This is a genomic window from Nocardioides lacusdianchii (assembly GCF_020102855.1).
GTDB lineage: Bacteria > Actinomycetota > Actinomycetes > Propionibacteriales > Nocardioidaceae > Nocardioides > Nocardioides lacusdianchii.
In genome coordinates, this window is record NZ_JADHZD010000002.1 from 290,974 (window position 1) to 307,258 (window position 16,285).

Here is a 16,285-nt window from a genome sequence, read left to right on the forward strand (position 1 = left end):
AACCCGCGCGTCAGGACAGGACGAGACCGGGGTAGAGCGGGTGCTTGTCGAGCATGTCGGCCGACTGCTTCGTGACGCGGTCCGCGACTCCGTCGCCCAGGACGTACGACGCCTTGCTGGGGCCGCCTGCCTTGGTCGTGCCGGCCTCGGTGTTGCTGAGCACGTCGACGATCAGCTCGGCGACCGTGTCGAACTCCTCGTGGCCGAAGCCACGGGTCGTGAGGGCGGGGGTGCCGAGCCGGACGCCGGAGGTGTACCAGGCGCCGTTGGGGTCGGCCGGGACCGAGTTGCGGTTGGTGACGACACCGGCATCGAGGAGCGCCGACTCGGCCTGGCGGCCGGTGAGGCCGAAGGACGACACGTCGAGCAGCACGATGTGGTTGTCGGTGCCGCCGGTGACGAGGTTCGCGCCACGGGTCAGGAAGCCCTCGGCCAGCGACTTGGCGTTGTCGGCGACCTTCTGGGCGTAGGTCTGGAAGGACGGCTGACGGGCCTCCGCGAAGGCGACCGCCTTGGCGGCCATCACGTGCGAGAGCGGACCGCCGAGGACCATCGGGCAGCCGCGGTCGACGTCGGCGGCGAACTCCTCCTGCGCCAGCACCATGCCGCCGCGCGGTCCGCGCAGCGACTTGTGGGTCGTGGTGGTGGTCAGGTGGGCGTAGGGAACCGGGTCCTCCTCGCCGGTGAAGACCTTGCCCGCGACCAGCCCGGCGAAGTGGGCCATGTCCACCATGAGCACCGCACCGACCTCGTCGGCGATCTCGCGCATCTTCGCGAAGTTCACCCGGCGGGGGTAGGCCGAGTAGCCGGCGACGAGGACCAGCGGCTTGAACTCGCGCGCCTTGGCTGCGACGGCGTCGTAGTCGAGCAGCCCGGTCTCCGGGTCGGTGCCGTACTGCTGCTGGTGGAACATCTTGCCGCTGATGTTGGGGCGGAAGCCGTGGGTGAGGTGGCCGCCGGCGTCGAGCGACATGCCGAGCAGGCGCTGGTTGCCGAACTCGTGGCGCAGCGTCTCCCAGTCGGCCTCGGTCAGCTCGTTGACGTTCTTGGCCTGCATCTTCTGCAGGTAGGGGCTCTCGACCCGGTTGGCCAGGATCGACCAGAACGCCACCAGGTTGGCGTCGATGCCGGAGTGCGGCTGGACGTAGGCGTACGGCGCGCCGAAGAGCTCGCGGGCGTGCTCGGCGGCGAGGGTCTCGACGGTGTCGACGTTCTGGCAGCCGGCGTAGAAGCGGTGACCGACAGTGCCCTCGGCGTACTTGTCGCTGAACCAGGTGCCCATCGTCATCAGCACCGCCGGCGAGGCGTAGTTCTCCGACGCGATCAGCTTCAGCGAGCTGCGCTGGTCGGCCAGCTCCTGGCGGGTGGCCTCGGCGATCCGCGGCTCGACCGACGCGATGACCTCGAGGGCCTGGGAGTACGCACTGCTGATCAGGGAGTCCGTCATGGCCCCAGCCTAGAGCGGTGGGGGCAGGTCGCGAAGACGGGCGCGTCTGCGTGAACACCGAACACCCTCCGCGTGCGTGGGTGTGACCTGGGACGCACTGGGACCACTCCGCCAGCGGGGTGATCAAGGCTTGTCTCACTATCTGGAGAGCCGTCTCAGGGAACGAGATTTCGTCTTGTGGAAAGGGTGTCCACTCCCTGAGACTTCTTGACATGGTCACCGCTTCCACCCACACGCACCTCGTGGTCCGACGTCACGTCGACCTCATGCGCGTGGGCAGCGCGACCTGTTGGCATCGCTGACGCCGCCGATCTGCACCCCCTTCCGCGCTCACCGTCGCGCGCGGCACCCCCTCAGCGAACAGGACCTTCCTGACCATGCCCGACCTCCGGTTCAAGCCCCAGGCCGCCCAGAGCACCGAGATCCCGCGCCCCAAGCGCGCCGAGGGTCAGTGGGCGCTCGGCTACACCGAGCCGCTCAACAAGAACGAGCAGTCCAAGAAGGACGACGACCCGCTCAACGTCCGTGACCGGATCCTCTACACCTACTCGCGCCGCGGCTTCGACTCCATCGACCCGGCGGACCTGCGCGGCCGCTTCCGCTGGATGGGTCTCTACACCCAGCGCGCGCCCGGCTTCGACGGCGGCAAGACCGCGCAGCTCGAGGAGGAGGAGCTCGACGACCGCTTCTTCATGATGCGCGTGCGCACCGACGGCCAGGTCCTCGACGCCGCGGCGCTGCGGGCGCTCGGCGAGGTGTCGACGGCGTACGGCCGCAACACCGCCGACATCACCGACCGCAACAACATCCAGTACCACTGGATCGAGATCGAGAGCGTCCCGGCGATCTGGGAGCGCCTCGAGTCCGTCGGCCTCACCACCCTCGAGGCGTGCGGCGACAGCCCGCGCCCCTTCCTCGGCTCGCCGGTCGCCGGCATCGCCAAGGACGAGATCATCGACGGCACCGCCGCGCTCGACGAGATCAAGCGCCGGGTGCTGGGCAACCCCGAGTTCTCCAACCTGCCGCGCAAGTTCAAGACCGCGCTGACCGGCCACCCCAGCCACGACGTCGCCCCCGAGGTCAACGACGTGTCGTTCGTGGGCACCGTCCACCCCGAGCACGGTCCGGGCTTCGACCTGTGGGTCGGCGGCGGGCTCTCGACCAACCCGATGCTCGCGCACAAGCTCGGCGTGTGGATCCCGCTCGACGAGGTCGCCGACGCCTGGGAGGGCGTCGCCGGGATCTTCCGCGACTACGGCTACCGCCGCCTGCGCTCCAAGGCCCGGCTGAAGTTCCTGCTCGCCGACTGGGGCAAGGAGAAGTTCCGCGAGGTGCTCGAGAACGAGTACCTCCACCGCGCGCTGGTCGGCAACCCGTCGCCCGCGGCACCGGTCACCCAGGGCGACCACATCGGCATCCACGAGCAGAAGGACGGCCGCTTCTACGTCGGCGCCGCGCCGGTCGTCGGCCGCATCGACGGCTCCACGCTGACCGCCCTGGGCGACCTGGTCGAGCAGTACGGCGCCGCCGGCGCGCGCCTCACCGCCTACCAGAAGCTCGTGGTGATCGGCGTCGCCGCCGAGGACACGGAGGCCTTCGCCGACGACCTCGAGAAGATCGGGCTCACCGCGCGGCCGAGCAACTGGCGCCGCTCGACGATGGCCTGCACCGGCATCGAATTCTGCAAGCTCGCCATCGTCGACACCAAGGAGCGCGCGCGCCGCCTCGTGAGCGAGCTGGAGAAGCGCTTCCCCGACCTCGACACCCAGATCTCGGTCAACGTCAACGGCTGCCCCAACGCCTGCGCGCGCACCCAGGTCGCCGACATCGGGCTGAAGGGCCAGCTGGTCATGGACGCCGACGGCCAGCAGGTCGAGGGCTTCCAGGTCCACCTCGGTGGCGCCCTCGGGCTCAACCCGGCGATGGGCCGCAAGCTGCGCGCCCACAAGGTCACCAGCGCCGGCCTCGACGACTACGTCACGGCCGTCGTGTCGGCGTACCTCTCCGACCGCACCGACGGCGAGCGGTTCGCCGCGTGGGTCGCGCGCGCCGACGACACCCTGCTGCGCGGGGAGCCGGTGGCGGTCTGATGAGCGAGCGCGCGCAGCCCTTCCACTGCCCCTACTGCGGGGACGAGAACCTGTTCCCCCAGGAGGGTGCACGTGCCTGGGAGTGCCGCTCCTGCCTGCGCGCCTTCACCGTGAAGATGACCGGGATGATCCGGCCGGGCGGAGGTGCACGGTGAGTGCCTCCACACAGGCCGCCCGCGACTTCAAGGGCACCCACACCGAGGGGCGTACGCCGGAGGAGCTGCGCGAGCTCGTCTCCCACGTCGGCGCCGAGCTCGAGCTGGCTCCCGCCGAGGTGATCATCGAGTGGGCCGTCGCCACCTTCGGCGACCGGTTCGCGATCACGTCCTCGATGGGCGACGCCGTGCTGGCCCACCTGGCCTCCAAGGTCGCGCCCGGCATCGACGTCGTCTTCCTCGACACCGGCTACCACTTCATCGAGACCATCGGCACCCGCGACGCCGTCGAGGCGACGCTGCCGGTGAACCTCCGCACCGTCAGCACCCCGCTGAGCGTGGCCGAGCAGGACGAGCAGTACGGCAAGGACCTCTACAAGACCGACCCCGACCTGTGCTGCGCGCTGCGCAAGGTCAAGCCGCTCGCGGACACGCTCGCCGAGTACGACGCCTGGGCCACCGGCCTGCGCCGCGCCGAGACCCACAACCGCGTCATCGCCCCGGTCGTGGGCTGGGACGCGCGCAAGGGCAAGGTCAAGGTGTCGCCCCTCGCGCGCTGGAGCGACGAGCAGGTCGAGACCTACATCGCCGACAACGGCGTGCTGGTCAACCCGCTCGTGCACGACGGCTACCCCAGCATCGGCTGCTGGCCCTGCACCCGCCGGGTCGCGCCGGGCGACGACCCGCGCAGCGGCCGATGGGCCGGCACCACGAAGACCGAGTGCGGCATCCACGCATGAGGTCGTCCGTTCTCCCCCACCGGTGCGACAACGCCGTCGCGCCGCAGCACCACACCCTGTTGCACCACCGCACCACCACTCACGATCGGAGGCACCCCTGATGGCTGCTCCTGCTCTGGTTGCCCTGGCCCACGGAAGCCGGGACCCGCGCTCGGCCGCGACGATCAAGGCGCTCGTCGCCGAGGTCAAGGCACTGCGTCCCGACCTCCGCGTCGAGACGGCCTTCCTCGACCTCGCCAAGCCGTCCTTCGACACGGTCGTCGACCGGCTGGTCAAGGCCGGCTTCGACGAGATCGTCGTCGTCCCCCTCCTGCTCACCGAGGCCTACCACGCCAAGGTCGACGTCCCCGAGGTCATCGCCGCCGCGATGGCGCGCCACGAGGGCCTCAAGATCCAGGCCAGCCGGATCCTCGGCATGGAGTCGGCCTTCCTCGAGGTGCTCGACGTCCGCCTGCGCGACGCGCTGAAGGCTGCCCGGGTGCGCGAGCTCGACGCGCTCGTCCTCGCTGCCGCCGGCTCCTCGGACCCGCTCGCCAACCAGTCGGTGGCCCGCATCGCCCGCACCTGGGGTGCGCGCCACAAGCTGCCGGTCACGGCTGCCTTCGCCTCGGCCGCCCCGCCGGCCACCGGTGAGGCCGTCCGGGCCTTCCGCGCGGAGGGCAAGCGCCACATCGCGGTCGCGTCGTTCTTCCTCGCCCCGGGCCGCCTGCCCGACCGGGCCACCGAGCTCGCCTTCGAGGCCGGGGCCGTCGTGGTCTCCGACCCGCTGGGCGCGCACCCGGCGGTGGCGCGGGCGATCCTGGCGCGCTACGCCGTCGGTGCCGTCGAGCTCGTCCCTGTCTGATCCCGCGTTGACGTCATGGCGGGTGGTTGCCCTGGCGACCACCCGCCATGACGTCACGTGAGGTGCTTGAGCGCCTCGCGGCGCGACAGGCCGCTGAGCCGGTCGGCGTACGTGTCGACGAAGGCCCGCACCCACGTCGGGTCGGTGCGCGCGTGCTGGCGCAGCGACCACCCGAGCGCCTTGCGGACGAAGAACTCGCGGCCGTACGCCGTGTCGTCGAGGTTGGCGACCAGCACCCGCTCGAGCAGGTCGGTGTCGGTGTCCTCGCCGTGGCGCAGCTGCGCGAGCATCGCCGTACGACGGACCCACATGCTGTCCGGGTCGACGGACCACGCGTCGATCACCGGCGTCACCGCAGCACGGTGGTCGAGCAGCACCTGCCCGACGAGGTGCGAGGCGATCTCGTCGACGACGTCCCACCAGGCGCCGGTGCGCACGAGGTGCTCGAGCAGTGGCAGCAGGTCGTGGTCCAGCCAGTCGCGGTAGGTGCGGTGGCGCAGCAGGGCGACGGCGGCGTACCACTCCTCGCGGTGCGTGACGTCGTCCCAGAGCTCCAGGACCGCCGCCTCCCACGACCCGCGGTCGACGAACCGGTGCTCGGCCAGGAGCGGCCTGAGGAGCGACCGCAGCTCGGGTGCGCTGAGCCCGACGTAGGGCAGGTCCGACTTCATGTACGCCTGCTGCTGCGCAGCCCGCCCGGGATCGCCGGTCGCGGCGAGGGCGGCCCGCACCGATCCGACGTACGTCATGGGCGTCCGCTCACCCGACGAGTCGCTCGCGCAGGTGCTCGAGCTGGCGCGCGGGGTCGGTGGTCATGCCGCCGTGCACGGGACCGGGTTGGAGGACGGTGCTGCGGGGTGCCTTGAGGAAGCCGAACCGCTGGCCCAGCGACTGGCGTGCGGCCTCACCCGCCCGTTCGTCCCCGCGACACACCGCGTCGACGAAGGCGAGCGCCTCGCAGACCTGGTCGGTGTCGAGATCGGGGTGCAGCGCGCGCAGCCGGTCAGGGTCCACGCTCCACGACGCGTCGAGGAAGTCGGCGCCCTGGCAGTGCAGGACCACTCCGACGTTGAGGAACTCCTCGCGCTCCGGACGCGGGACGCAGCGCAGCACGACGTACTGGTAGGCCAGCCTCATCCGGCGCCTCCCGGCAGCCACTGGCGCGTGCCGAGGCGGGCGAGCAGGAACTCGACGTACGCCGCCCGCAGCGCGTCCGGTGTCTCCGCGCCCGGGACCGGCTCGAGCCAGCCGTCGGGGACCTCGGCCAGTACGTCGGCGAAGACGTCGCGGCCGAGGGCTGCGGAGATCTCGCCGTCGATCTCGCGCGCCCGGTCGGTGCACGTCTCGAAGACGTGCCCGCTGACGTCCCACGGCTGCGCGGCGAACTTCGCAGGGTCGCCGACGCCGGAGCGCCACCCGTGGTGGAAGTAGAGCGAGGCACCGTGGTCGATGACCCACAGGTCGCCGTGCCAGAGCAGCAGGTTGGGGTTGCGCCAGGAGCGGTCGACGTTGGCGGTGAACGCGTCCAGCCACAGCACGCGTGCCCCCTCGTCGTCGGCGGCACTGACCTGGCCGTCGACGCCGAAGGAGCCGGGCAGGAAGTCGATCCCGAGGTTGGTGCCGACGCTCGCGACCAGCAGGTCCTGCACCTCCTCGTCGGCCTCGTAGCGCGCGAGCTCGGCGTCGAGCTCGAGGACGACGAGCCGCGGGGTGCGCAGGCCGAGCCGCGTGGCCAGCCCGCTCGCGATGACCTCGGCCACGAGCACCTTGGCGCCCTGCCCGGCGCCGCGGAACTTGCAGACGTAGGTGCCGAGGTCGTCGCCCTCCACCACCCCGGGCAGGCTGCCGCCCTCGCGCAGCGGCGTGACGTAGCGGGTGACCGCAACGGTGGGCATCACCGGACCGGGGACTCCTCGTGGAGCCGCTTCGTCTCGGCCTCGACGTCGAAGTCGGCGGCCGGCCACTGCGGGTCCAGTCCGCGCAGCGTGTCGAGCAGGAGCTGGCCGACGGCGAGGTTGCGGAACCACTTCTTGTCCGCGGGCACGACGTGCCACGGAGCGACGTGGGTGTGGGTGCGCTCGAGTGCGACCTCGTACGCCTCACGGTAGGCCGGCCACAGGGCACGCTCGTCGAGGTCGCCGGGGTTGTACTTCCAGTGCTTCTCCGGGTTGGCCAGCCGCTCGGCGAGCCGCTCCTTCTGCTCATCAGGGCCCACGTGGAGCATGCACTTGATGATCGAGAAGCCCTCGTCGACCAGCCGCGCCTCGAAGTCGTTGATCGCGCCGTAGCGGCGCTCGATCTCCGTGGGCTCGGCGAAGCCGCGCACGCGGGCGATCAGCACGTCCTCGTAGTGCGAGCGGTCGAAGACACCGATGTAGCCGGCCTCCGGCAGCCCCTTCTCGATGCGCCAGAGGAAGTCGTGCGCGCGCTCCTCCTCGGTAGGGGCCTTGAAGCTGGTGATCCGCACTCCCTGGGGGTCGACCAGCCCGATCGTGTGGCGCAGCACGCCGCCCTTGCCGCTGGTGTCCATCCCCTGCAGCACGAGCAGCACGCGGCGCTCCGACCCGGCCGTCCGCTCGGCCCAGAGGCGCTCCTGCAGGTCGGCGAGCTCGGGCCCCATGGCGGCGAGCGCTGCCTTGCCGTCGGTCTTCGAGCCGTCGAAGCCGGGCGCGGCGTCGGTCCCGATGCTGGACAGGTCGACCGGCCCCTGCGTCAGGCGCAGGTGGGCGGAGATGTCGTCGGTCATGGGCACATCATGGCCCACCCGGCCACGAGCCGTACGCCGCTCAGTGGGCGAGCGCGCCCGGGACGACCGGCGGAAGGACCGACCACGGGAAGTCGATCCACTGCTCGGTGACCCGCCAGCTGTAGTCCGGCTTGATGACCGACTGCGGCTTCTCGTAGATCACGACCGTGCGAGCCTCGGCCACGTTGCCGTCGCAGAACTGGGCCACCAGCTCGAGCGTGCGGCCGGTGTCGGCGACGTCGTCGGCGATGAGCACCTTCAGCCCGGACAGGTCGATCGCCGCGGGGGTGGGCGGCAGCATGATCGGCACGTCGAGGCGCTGGTCTACCCCGGTGTAGAACTCGACGTTGATCACCGACAGGTTCTTCACCCCGAGCGCGTAGCCCAGGCCCATGCCGAGCGCGAGACCCCCGCGTGCGATCGACAGGATCATGTCGGGGGCGAACCCGGAGTCGGCCACCTCCTGCGCCAGCTCGCGGGTGGCCGTGCCGAACAGGTCGTAGGTGAGGACCTCGCGCTCGTTGCTCACGAGCCCATCCCACCAGAGGCCTGCCCCGCGGCGGAAGAGGGCCCTCAGTCCTCGGGGTGGTCGACGAGGTCGGTCAGGTCCACCTCGTCCTCGGCCAGCGCCTCGCGGACCACCGAGAACGCCAGCCCTGCGCCGTAGCCCTTGCGGGCGAGCATCCCGGCCAGCCGGCGGGTGGCGACCTGCGGGTCGAGCCCGCGCACGGACCGCATCTTGCGGTCCACCAGTGCGCGAGCCGCTGCACGCTGGTCGTCCTCGTCGATCTGCTCGAGGGCGGCCTTGGCCTCCTCGTCGTCCACGCCCTTGCGACGCAGCTCCTGCGCCAGCGCGCGGGGCGCGAGACCGCGGCTGCGGTGCCGGCTCTCCACCCACGCCGAGGCGAAGGCTGCGTCGTCGATCAGGCCGACGTCGGTGAAGCGGTCGAGCAGCTCGGTGGCCACGTCGTCGGGCACCTCGCGCTTGGCCAGCTTGTCCGCTAGCTCGCGGCGGGTGCGCGCCTGGCCGGTCAGGGCGTCGAGCAGGATCGTGCGGGCCACTCCCTCGGGATCGGCCTCCACCTCCGCAGCACGGGCGGCGGCGGTCGCGGCGCGGGCCTCCTCGGCCTCGGCACGGGTCCGGGTGCGGCGACGGCCGCGACCCTTCGTGCGCGACCGCCCGCCCGACGGCCCGGACCGCTCGTCCGGCTCGGTCGCCGGTGACGGCGTGGATGGGGTCTCCCCCACCCACGCTCGTACGCCTAGTCCGACGTCACCGACCCACGACGGGGGCGGGCGATGTTCCTCATCCATGGTCATCGGGTTTCGACACGCATCATCGGCCTCGCAAGCTCGGCCGATCGCTTGCTCAACCTGACCCCGCCCACGCCGACTCCTCGTCCCTCGGAGTCAGCTGCGGGGTCAGAAGTCATTGACCCCGATGGGCTCGTCACTCAGCTCGTCGGCAGGCTTGTCGACGGCCGGGATGACGCCCAGCTTCTCCAGGATCAGCTTCTCGATCTCGTTGGCGAGGTCGGGGTTGTCCTTGAGGAAGTTGCGCGAGTTCTCCTTGCCCTGGCCGAGCTGGTCGCCCTCGTAGGTGTACCAGGCGCCGGCCTTGCGGATGATGCCCGCCTCGACACCGACGTCGATCAGGCCGCCCTCGCGGCTGATGCCCTTGCCGTACATGATGTCGAACTCCGCCTGCTTGAACGGCGGGGCCACCTTGTTCTTCACGACCTTGACGCGGGTGCGGTTGCCGACCATGTCCGTGCCGTCCTTCAGCGTCTCGATGCGCCGCACGTCGAGGCGCACCGAGGAGTAGAACTTCAGCGCGCGACCACCCGTCGTGGTCTCGGGCGAGCCGAACATGACGCCGATCTTCTCGCGCAGCTGGTTGATGAAGATCGCGGTCGTGCCGGAGTTGTTGAGCGCACCGGTCATCTTGCGCAGCGCCTGGCTCATCAGTCGGGCCTGGAGGCCGACGTGGCTGTCGCCCATCTCGCCCTCGATCTCGGCGCGGGGCACCAGGGCCGCCACGGAGTCGATGACGATCAGCGACAGCGCGCCGGAGCGGATCAGCATGTCGGCGATCTCGAGCGCCTGCTCGCCGGAGTCGGGCTGGGAGACCAGGAGGGCGTCGGTGTCGACGCCGAGGGCCTTGGCGTAGTCGGGGTCGAGCGCGTGCTCGGCGTCGATGAAGGCGACGATGCCCCCGGCCGCCTGGGCGCTGGCCACCGCGTGCAGGGCGACCGTCGTCTTTCCGGAGGACTCCGGACCGTAGATCTCGACCACGCGTCCGCGCGGCAGACCACCGAGGCCGAGGGCCACGTCGAGGGCGATCGACCCGGTGGGGATCACCTCGAGCGGGGCACGCGTCTCGTCGCCCAGTCGCATGACCGAGCCCTTGCCGAACTGCTTCTCCACCTGTGCGAGCGCGGCGTCGAGGGCCTTCTCGCGGTCTGCACCAGCCATTGCTGTGTCCCGTTCTCTCGTCGTGTGTGTCGGTACTTCTCCGACGTTAGGGCGAGCCACCGACAGTCCCTGATCAGGACGGTCGAACGCTGTGGACAACCTCGCCGCACGTCGTACCTGTGGACGAACAGTAGCCCGAACACGTGTTCGATGGCAGGTGCGGCGCGGCGTGTCGCGCAGATGTTCGCGCCGTACGCGGGGTCGGGCTCAGGGCGTCCGGGTGAGCCGGCCCGCCACCACGACGGCAAGGGCGAGCAGGGCCGCGAAGAGCGCGAGCGCCGGGTAGCCCAGTCCCCCCACGATGACCCCGGCGAACGCGCCGCCACCTGCAGCGGTGAGCGCCATGGCCATGTCGGAGGTGCCCTGCACGTCGGTGCGTGCCTCGATCGGGGTGCGGTCCGCGATCACGGTGGAGGCGGCCACCGTCGCGCACGACCAGCCGAGCCCCAGCAGGAACAGCCCGGTGAAGATCTGCCACGACGAGCCCTCCGGCGAGAGCCCGCAGAGCGCCAGCGACACCAGCAGCACGACTCCCCCGGCGACCAGCACCGGCGAGCGCCCGAAGCGGTCCGCCGCCCAGCCGACGACGGGCGAGAAGGCGAACATGCCGAGCACGTGGATCGAGATGACGAAGCCGATGACCTCGAGGTGCGCCCCGCCGTGCTCCATGTGGAGCGGCGTCATGATCATCACCGTCACCATGGCCGCGTGGGCGCACGCCATCGCGACGACGGCGGCGCCGACGGCCGGCACGTCGCGCACGACCGTGGTGAAGGCAGCCCACGACCGGCCCCGCACGTGCGGCGCGTCGTCCGGCACGACCCCGGCCGCCTCCTGGGCCAGCAGGAGCGGGTCGGGACGCAGCCGCACCCAGACCCACAGCGCCGCCAGCACGAGGACGACCGAGCCGATCGCGAAGCCGCCGGTGAGCTCCGGGATGCCGAGCGGACGGGCGACCGTGCCGCCGACGCCCACCAGGTTGGGCCCCGCGACGGCGCCGATCGTCGTGGCCCACACGACCACCGACAGCGCGCGGGCCCGGTGCGCCTCGGTCGCGAGGTCGGTCGCGGCGTAGCGCGAGCTGCTGTTCACCGCCGTCGTCGCCCCGAGCAGCACGGCACCGACGAGCAGGACCGCCATCGAGTCGACGACGCCCGCCAGCACGGCGAGCAGCGCCCCGGTGGCTCCCGCGAGGTAGCCGAGCACGATGCCGATGCGGCGTCCGCGTCGGCGCATCACCCTTGCGAGGACGTACGCCGCTGCGGCCGTGCCAAGGACCTGGAAGGTCTGGGCGAGCCCGGCGAGCGTCTCGCTGCCGGAGATGTCACGCGCGAGCAGGGACGCGGTGGCCACGCCGATGGTGACACCGACCGCGCCGACCGCCTGGGAGACGACGAGCGTGCGGACGGTGTGGCGCTGGACCTGCGCGACGTCGAGGACAGCGCCGACCTCGCTGCTCACCGCTCGGTGTCCGGGAGCTCGAGCTGGCGCCAGACCGCGGCCCACACCTGCTTGGGCGGCACTCCCGCGTCGAGGGCCTCCTGGGTCGTGCGTCCGTCGAGGTCGCGCACGACCGTGAGCTCGGCCCACGTGCGGGAGTAGCTGCGCCCCAGCGCGTGGTCGAGCCGCGCCCAGAACTCGGTGTGCCTCATGGGGACACCGAATCACGGACCGCCGACACCTCGAGCCACGACTCCCCCCGGTGGCCTGCGATGCCCGACCGGACCGCGACGTCGGTCCACCCGGCCCCGGCCACGGCGTCGCGGAGCGCGCCGGCGCGCCAGTAGGTGAAGTGACGCGGGCTGCTGATCGACCCGTGGGTGGACCAGCCGTCGCCGTCACCCTCCTTCACCGCGACGAGGAGCAGGCCTCCGGCACGCGTCACCGACGCCAGGCGGGCGAGCACGATCGGCAGGTCCTGCCGTGCGACGTGCAGCAGCGAGGCGTTCGCCCACACTGCGTCGTAGGCACCCTCAGGAGAGGCGAGGTCGTCGACGAGCGGGTCGACGAGGTCGCACTGGTGGCCCTCGGCGCGCAGCAGCTCGACGAACCCGGGTGTGATGTCGGTGCGGCGCACGTGGAGCCCCAGCCCCTCCATCGCGAGCGCGTCGCGACCGCCGCCGGAGCCGATCTCGAGCACCCGGGCACCCGGCCCGGCGTGGGCGGCGAGCGCCTCGACCCGCGCGCGGACCGCGTCCGTCATCGTGGCCGTGCTGGCGACGTACGCTGCTGCGTCGCGGTCGTAGGACTGGACGGTCTCGTCCACGGTCATCCCGCACCGACGTCGTGGAGGTGGTGGACGACGTCGTGCAGGTGGTAGCTGCCGAGGGACTCGACGGTGAAGACGGAGCCGTCGGACCTGTGCCCACGGCGGTCCCTCGTGGCGTCCGTGACCGTGGCGTAGAGACCGGCGACGGTGCCGGCGGCCTCGATCAGCCCGACCGCCACCTCGGCGGGGTCCTGGCTGCCGTAGTCGCTCTCGATCGCGGTCGCGTCCTGGTCCCAGTTGGCGAAGGCCGGCTCGTCGACCTCCAGCATCAGCCGGACCCGCTCGGCGAAGACCATGTGCACGTCACGGACGTGGCAGGCGTACTCCAGCGGCGACCACACGGCCGGCGAGGGTCGTACGCCGACGTCGCTGCGCGCGAGCACCTTCGACCACGCCATCGCGGTGTCGTGGATCCGCGCCGGCAGGGCGTCCAGCGACTGCGCAGCCGGGTCGAACCCGCACTCCGGGCAGGGCCGCTCGAGGACCCACGTCCAGTCCTTGGTGTCCGGGACGATCGCGTCGGGCGCAGCGCTCATGCCCGCCATCCAACCAGTCCGGCGACAGTGGACAATCGGCGGAATGGACATCCGTCGCGCACATGCTGCCGACCTGCCCGAGGTCGCCGCCATCTACGGCCGCGAGGCGCTGGAGGGCCATGCGACCTTCGACGTCGAGCCCCGCCCGATGAGCACGTGGGAGGAGAGGCTGGGGGCGACAGACGACCGGTTCCTCGTCGCCGAGCACGAGGGGACGGTCATCGCCTACGCCACCTCGATGCCCTACCGGGCCAAGCCGGCCTACCTTCACACCCGCGAGACCACGGTCTACGTCGCGCCGGGCCACCAGGGACTCGGCACCGGCCGCCGGATGTACGACGCCCTGCTGGCGCTGCTCGCCGACGACCGCGTGCACGTCGTCGTGGCCGCCGTCGCCCAGCCCAACCCCGGCAGCCTCGCGCTGCACCGCGCGTGCGGCTTCACCGAGGTCGGCACGATGCGCGAGGTGGGACGCAAGCACGACCGGTGGATCGACATCACCTGGCTGCAGAAGGTGCTGGCCTGAGTCAGGCCAGGCCGAGCTCGCGCGTCGACACCTCGCGCATCTCGACCTTGCGGACCTTGCCGGTCACGGTCATCGGGAACTCCTCGACGACCATGACGTAGCGGGGGATCTTGTAGTGCGCGAGCCGCCCGCTGGCGTAGGCGCGGACCCCGTCGGCACCGAGCGGCTCGGTGCCCGGGCGCATCCGGAGCCAGGCGCACAGCTCCTCGCCGTACTTCGCGTCCGGCACCCCGACGACCTGGACGTCCTCGATGTCGGGGTGGGTGTAGAGGAACTCCTCGATCTCGCGGGGGTAGATGTTCTCCCCGCCGCGGATCACCATGTCCTTGATGCGACCCGTGATCCGGACGTAGCCCTCCTCGTCCATCACGCCGAGGTCGCCGGTGTGCATCCACCCGTCGGCGTCGACGGCCTCGCGCGTCTTCTCCTCGTCCTGCCAGTAGCCGAGCATCACCGAGTAGCCGCGGGTGCAGAACTCACCCGCCTCGCCCCGCGGCACGGTGTCGCCGCTGACCGGGTCGACGATCTTGATCTCCAGGTGCGGGCACACGCGGCCGACGGTGCCCACCTTGCGCTCGAGGGAGTCGTCGCGCCGGGTGTGGGTGGAGACCGGCGACGTCTCGGTCATCCCGTAGGCGATCGTCATCTCGTCGATCCCGGCGCTGATGAGCTTCTTCATCATCTCCTCGGGGCACGGCGAGCCGGCCATGATGCCGGTGCGCACGCTCGAGAGGTCGTAGGACGCCAGGTCCGGCAGCGCCCACTCCGCGATGAACATCGTCGGCACTCCGTAGAGCGATGTGCACCCCTCCTGCGAGACCGCCCGCAGCGTCAGGGCCGGGTCGAAGCCCGGCGCCGGGATGACCATGGTCGCGCCGTGCGTGACGCAGGCCAGGTTGCCCATCACCATCCCGAAGCAGTGGTAGAAGGGCACCGGGATGCAGACCCGGTCGGCCTCGGAGTAGCCGCAGACCTCGCCGACGAGGTAGCCGTTGTTGAGGATGTTGCGGTGGCTGAGCGTGGCGCCCTTGGGGTAGCCGGTCGTGCCGGAGGTGTACTGGATGTTGATCGCGTCGTCGGGCCGCAGCCCGGCCTCGCGCGCGGCAAGGTCGTCGTCGCTGACGCCCTCGCCGTCGGCGACCAGGCCCGCCCAGCTGTCGGCGTCGTCGAGGAGCACGACCCGCTCGAGGGTCGGGTTGTGCTCGGCCGTCTCCTCGACCATCGCGCGGTAGTCGCTGGTGCGGAACGACGTCGCGCTCACCAGCATCCGCATGCCGCTCTGGTTGACGGCGTAGGAAAACTCGTGGGTGCGGTAGGACGGGTTGACGTTGACCAGGATCGCGCCGACCCGCGCCGTGGCGAGCTGCACCAGCGTCCACGCGGCGCTGTTCGGACCCCAGATGCCGACCCGGTCCCCGGCCTCGACGCCCGCGCCGATCAGGCCGCGCGCGAGGGCGGCGACGTCCCGGTCGAGCTCGGCCCACGTCCAGCGACGCCCGCTGGCGCACTCGACGAGCGCCTCGCGGTCGGCGTACGCCGCCACGGTCCGCGCGAGGCTGGCGCCGATCGTCTCCTCCAGCAGCGCCGGCGTGGTCTCTCCCTGGGCGTAGGAATCCATGCCCGGCAACCTACGACGCGTGTCCGGTGCGTCACCAGAGGTCTCAGGTCAGCAGCAGCGTGTCGAGGCGACGGCGCACGACGAGCAGGCCGACGACGCCCATCACGACGAGGTAGACGACCGACACCGCCGACTCCCAGGTCACGACGCCGGTGGTGAGCTCGCGGCACAGCACGACGCCGCGGTAGAGCGGCGTGGCCTCCACGATCCATCGGAGCACGCCGTTGCCGAAGGCCTCGACCGGGAAGAAGGTCGCCGAGAAGAGGAAGAGCGGCATCTGGGCGAGGGTGATCTTGTCGAAGTCCTGCCAGCTCTTCATCCACGTCGTCAGCGCCATGCACACGGCCGAGAAGGCGAAGGCGATCAGCACGGTCGCCGGCAGCGCCAGCACCGCCCACCACGACTCGACCAGGCCCATCGCGACCATGACCAGCAGGAAGGCCGCGGAGTAGACCGAGCCGCGCATCAGGCCCCACGCGATCTCGCCGCGGGCGATGTCGCCGGTGGAGAGCGGCGTGGCCAGCATCTGGTCGTAGAGCTTCTCGTACTTGAGCTTGAAGAACACGTTGAAGGTCGAGTCGAGCAGCGCACCGTTGAAGGCCGAGGTGGCAAGCATGGCGGGCGCGACGAAGGTGGCGTAGGGCACCTGCTCGCCGTGGAACTCGAAGCCGTCGATGAGCTGGCCGACGCCGATGCCGATGGAGAAGAGGTAGAGGACCGGCTCGAGGAAGCCGGTGAGGAAGAGCTTCCACGCCGACTTGTAGACGATGAAGTTGCGCAGCACGAGCAGCCGCGCGGCGCCCACCGGCGTCAGGGGTGCGGGGATCCCGGTCACGAGC

At 71.2% G+C, this 16,285-nt stretch carries 20 protein-coding genes; 6 read left to right on the plus strand and 14 right to left on the minus strand.

The window, feature by feature from the left end:
- Nucleotides 1-10 precede the first annotated feature (10 nt).
- Nucleotides 11-1,447 (minus strand): glycine hydroxymethyltransferase, encoded by a 1,437-nt coding sequence (locus IRX98_RS04040; RefSeq protein WP_224274040.1) that lies wholly within the window; start codon nucleotides 1,445-1,447, stop codon nucleotides 11-13.
- 212 nt (nucleotides 1,448-1,659) lie between these two features.
- Between IRX98_RS04040 and IRX98_RS23710 the strand changes: the two genes are divergently transcribed.
- From IRX98_RS23710 to IRX98_RS04060, 5 genes are all read left to right on the plus strand, one after another.
- On the plus strand, nucleotides 1,660-1,749 hold the full coding sequence (locus IRX98_RS23710; RefSeq protein ID WP_372440565.1) for a putative leader peptide: 90 nt from the start codon (nucleotides 1,660-1,662) through the stop codon (nucleotides 1,747-1,749).
- A 75-nt stretch (nucleotides 1,750-1,824) separates the two neighbouring features.
- Nucleotides 1,825-3,537 (plus strand): nitrite/sulfite reductase, encoded by a 1,713-nt coding sequence (locus IRX98_RS04045; protein WP_224274041.1) that lies wholly within the window; start codon nucleotides 1,825-1,827, stop codon nucleotides 3,535-3,537.
- The gene (locus IRX98_RS04050; protein WP_224274042.1) at nucleotides 3,537-3,692 is read left to right on the plus strand and encodes a hypothetical protein; all 156 of its coding nucleotides are present in this window, start codon (nucleotides 3,537-3,539) and stop codon (nucleotides 3,690-3,692) included. The genes IRX98_RS04045 and IRX98_RS04050 overlap by 1 nt, the downstream gene beginning before the upstream one ends.
- Entirely contained in the window at nucleotides 3,689-4,432 is a 744-nt protein-coding gene (locus IRX98_RS04055) for a phosphoadenylyl-sulfate reductase (protein ID WP_224274043.1), read from the plus strand. The genes IRX98_RS04050 and IRX98_RS04055 overlap by 4 nt, the downstream gene beginning before the upstream one ends.
- A gap of 100 nt (nucleotides 4,433-4,532) precedes the next feature.
- Entirely contained in the window at nucleotides 4,533-5,276 is a 744-nt protein-coding gene (locus IRX98_RS04060; protein WP_207085151.1) for a sirohydrochlorin chelatase, read from the plus strand.
- Nucleotides 5,277-5,329: 53 nt separating this feature from the next.
- Here the strand turns inward: IRX98_RS04060 and IRX98_RS04065 are convergent, their stop codons facing one another.
- The 11 genes from IRX98_RS04065 to IRX98_RS04115 all read right to left on the minus strand — a co-directional run bounded on the left by IRX98_RS04065 (nucleotide 5,330) and on the right by IRX98_RS04115 (nucleotide 13,302).
- A complete protein-coding gene (locus tag IRX98_RS04065) occupies nucleotides 5,330-6,025 on the minus strand; it encodes a DNA alkylation repair protein (protein ID WP_224274044.1) in 696 nt (231 codons plus the stop codon).
- 10 nt (nucleotides 6,026-6,035) lie between these two features.
- A complete protein-coding gene (locus IRX98_RS04070) occupies nucleotides 6,036-6,413 on the minus strand; it encodes a DUF3037 domain-containing protein (protein WP_224274046.1) in 378 nt (125 codons plus the stop codon).
- Complete coding sequence (locus IRX98_RS04075) at nucleotides 6,410-7,171, minus strand: HipA family kinase (protein ID WP_224274243.1); 762 nt, start codon at nucleotides 7,169-7,171, stop codon at nucleotides 6,410-6,412. Before IRX98_RS04075 ends, IRX98_RS04070 begins: the two co-directional genes overlap by 4 nt.
- Nucleotides 7,171-8,040: a PPK2 family polyphosphate kinase gene (locus IRX98_RS04080; protein WP_372456000.1), complete on the minus strand. Its 870-nt coding sequence runs from the start codon at nucleotides 8,038-8,040 to the stop codon at nucleotides 7,171-7,173. The genes IRX98_RS04075 and IRX98_RS04080 overlap by 1 nt, the downstream gene beginning before the upstream one ends.
- Nucleotides 8,041-8,062: 22 nt before the next feature.
- On the minus strand, nucleotides 8,063-8,551 hold the full coding sequence (locus IRX98_RS04085; RefSeq protein ID WP_224274050.1) for a phosphoribosyltransferase: 489 nt from the start codon (nucleotides 8,549-8,551) through the stop codon (nucleotides 8,063-8,065).
- 44 nt (nucleotides 8,552-8,595) lie between these two features.
- On the minus strand, nucleotides 8,596-9,270 hold the full coding sequence (locus IRX98_RS04090; RefSeq protein WP_224274052.1) for a regulatory protein RecX: 675 nt from the start codon (nucleotides 9,268-9,270) through the stop codon (nucleotides 8,596-8,598).
- 174 nt (nucleotides 9,271-9,444) lie between these two features.
- Nucleotides 9,445-10,497 (minus strand): recombinase RecA, encoded by a 1,053-nt coding sequence (recA, locus tag IRX98_RS04095; protein WP_207085144.1) that lies wholly within the window; start codon nucleotides 10,495-10,497, stop codon nucleotides 9,445-9,447.
- A 207-nt stretch (nucleotides 10,498-10,704) separates the two neighbouring features.
- Nucleotides 10,705-11,958 carry an MFS transporter gene (locus IRX98_RS04100; RefSeq protein ID WP_224274055.1) on the minus strand — a complete coding sequence of 418 codons (1,254 nt, stop codon included), beginning with the start codon at nucleotides 11,956-11,958 and terminating at the stop codon, nucleotides 10,705-10,707.
- Nucleotides 11,955-12,149, minus strand: a complete 195-nt coding sequence (locus tag IRX98_RS04105) for a DUF3046 domain-containing protein (protein ID WP_224274057.1) — start codon at nucleotides 12,147-12,149, stop codon at nucleotides 11,955-11,957. The genes IRX98_RS04100 and IRX98_RS04105 overlap by 4 nt, the downstream gene beginning before the upstream one ends.
- Complete coding sequence (locus tag IRX98_RS04110) at nucleotides 12,146-12,763, minus strand: class I SAM-dependent methyltransferase (protein WP_224274059.1); 618 nt, start codon at nucleotides 12,761-12,763, stop codon at nucleotides 12,146-12,148. Before IRX98_RS04110 ends, IRX98_RS04105 begins: the two co-directional genes overlap by 4 nt.
- 2 nt (nucleotides 12,764-12,765) lie before the next feature.
- The gene (locus IRX98_RS04115) at nucleotides 12,766-13,302 is read right to left on the minus strand and encodes a DinB family protein (RefSeq protein ID WP_224274061.1); all 537 of its coding nucleotides are present in this window, start codon (nucleotides 13,300-13,302) and stop codon (nucleotides 12,766-12,768) included.
- Between the two features lie 43 nt (nucleotides 13,303-13,345).
- On the opposite strand from IRX98_RS04115, the gene IRX98_RS04120 reads away from it, so the two are divergent.
- Nucleotides 13,346-13,828: a GNAT family N-acetyltransferase gene (locus tag IRX98_RS04120; RefSeq protein WP_224274063.1), complete on the plus strand. Its 483-nt coding sequence runs from the start codon at nucleotides 13,346-13,348 to the stop codon at nucleotides 13,826-13,828.
- 1 nt (nucleotide 13,829) lies between these two features.
- On the opposite strand, the gene IRX98_RS04125 is transcribed toward IRX98_RS04120, so the two are convergent.
- Complete coding sequence (locus IRX98_RS04125; RefSeq protein WP_224274065.1) at nucleotides 13,830-15,446, minus strand: AMP-binding protein; 1,617 nt, start codon at nucleotides 15,444-15,446, stop codon at nucleotides 13,830-13,832.
- A 43-nt stretch (nucleotides 15,447-15,489) separates the two neighbouring features.
- Nucleotides 15,490-16,281 carry an ABC transporter permease gene (locus IRX98_RS04130; RefSeq protein ID WP_224274067.1) on the minus strand — a complete coding sequence of 264 codons (792 nt, stop codon included), beginning with the start codon at nucleotides 16,279-16,281 and terminating at the stop codon, nucleotides 15,490-15,492.
- Nucleotides 16,282-16,285: the final 4 nt, after the last annotated feature.

Bases quoted from the DNA above. Each gene is read 5' to 3' on its own strand.
- IRX98_RS04120 (WP_224274063.1), top strand. From the start codon at position 13,346: ATGGACATCCGTCGCGCACATGCTGCCGACCTGCCCGAGGTCGCCGCC.
- IRX98_RS04045 (WP_224274041.1), top strand. From the start codon at position 1,825: ATGCCCGACCTCCGGTTCAAGCCCCAGGCCGCCCAGAGCACCGAGATC.
- recA (WP_207085144.1), bottom strand. From the start codon at position 10,497: ATGGCTGGTGCAGACCGCGAGAAGGCCCTCGACGCCGCGCTCGCACAG.
- IRX98_RS04060 (WP_207085151.1), top strand. From the start codon at position 4,533: ATGGCTGCTCCTGCTCTGGTTGCCCTGGCCCACGGAAGCCGGGACCCG.
- IRX98_RS04075 (WP_224274243.1), bottom strand. From the start codon at position 7,171: ATGCCCACCGTTGCGGTCACCCGCTACGTCACGCCGCTGCGCGAGGGC.
- IRX98_RS04070 (WP_224274046.1), bottom strand. From the start codon at position 6,413: ATGAGGCTGGCCTACCAGTACGTCGTGCTGCGCTGCGTCCCGCGTCCG.
- IRX98_RS04115 (WP_224274061.1), bottom strand. From the start codon at position 13,302: ATGAGCGCTGCGCCCGACGCGATCGTCCCGGACACCAAGGACTGGACG.
- IRX98_RS04050 (WP_224274042.1), top strand. From the start codon at position 3,537: ATGAGCGAGCGCGCGCAGCCCTTCCACTGCCCCTACTGCGGGGACGAG.
- IRX98_RS04105 (WP_224274057.1), bottom strand. From the start codon at position 12,149: ATGAGGCACACCGAGTTCTGGGCGCGGCTCGACCACGCGCTGGGGCGC.
- IRX98_RS23710 (WP_372440565.1), top strand. From the start codon at position 1,660: ATGGTCACCGCTTCCACCCACACGCACCTCGTGGTCCGACGTCACGTC.
- IRX98_RS04040 (WP_224274040.1), bottom strand. From the start codon at position 1,447: ATGACGGACTCCCTGATCAGCAGTGCGTACTCCCAGGCCCTCGAGGTC.
- IRX98_RS04125 (WP_224274065.1), bottom strand. From the start codon at position 15,446: ATGGATTCCTACGCCCAGGGAGAGACCACGCCGGCGCTGCTGGAGGAG.
- IRX98_RS04065 (WP_224274044.1), bottom strand. From the start codon at position 6,025: ATGACGTACGTCGGATCGGTGCGGGCCGCCCTCGCCGCGACCGGCGAT.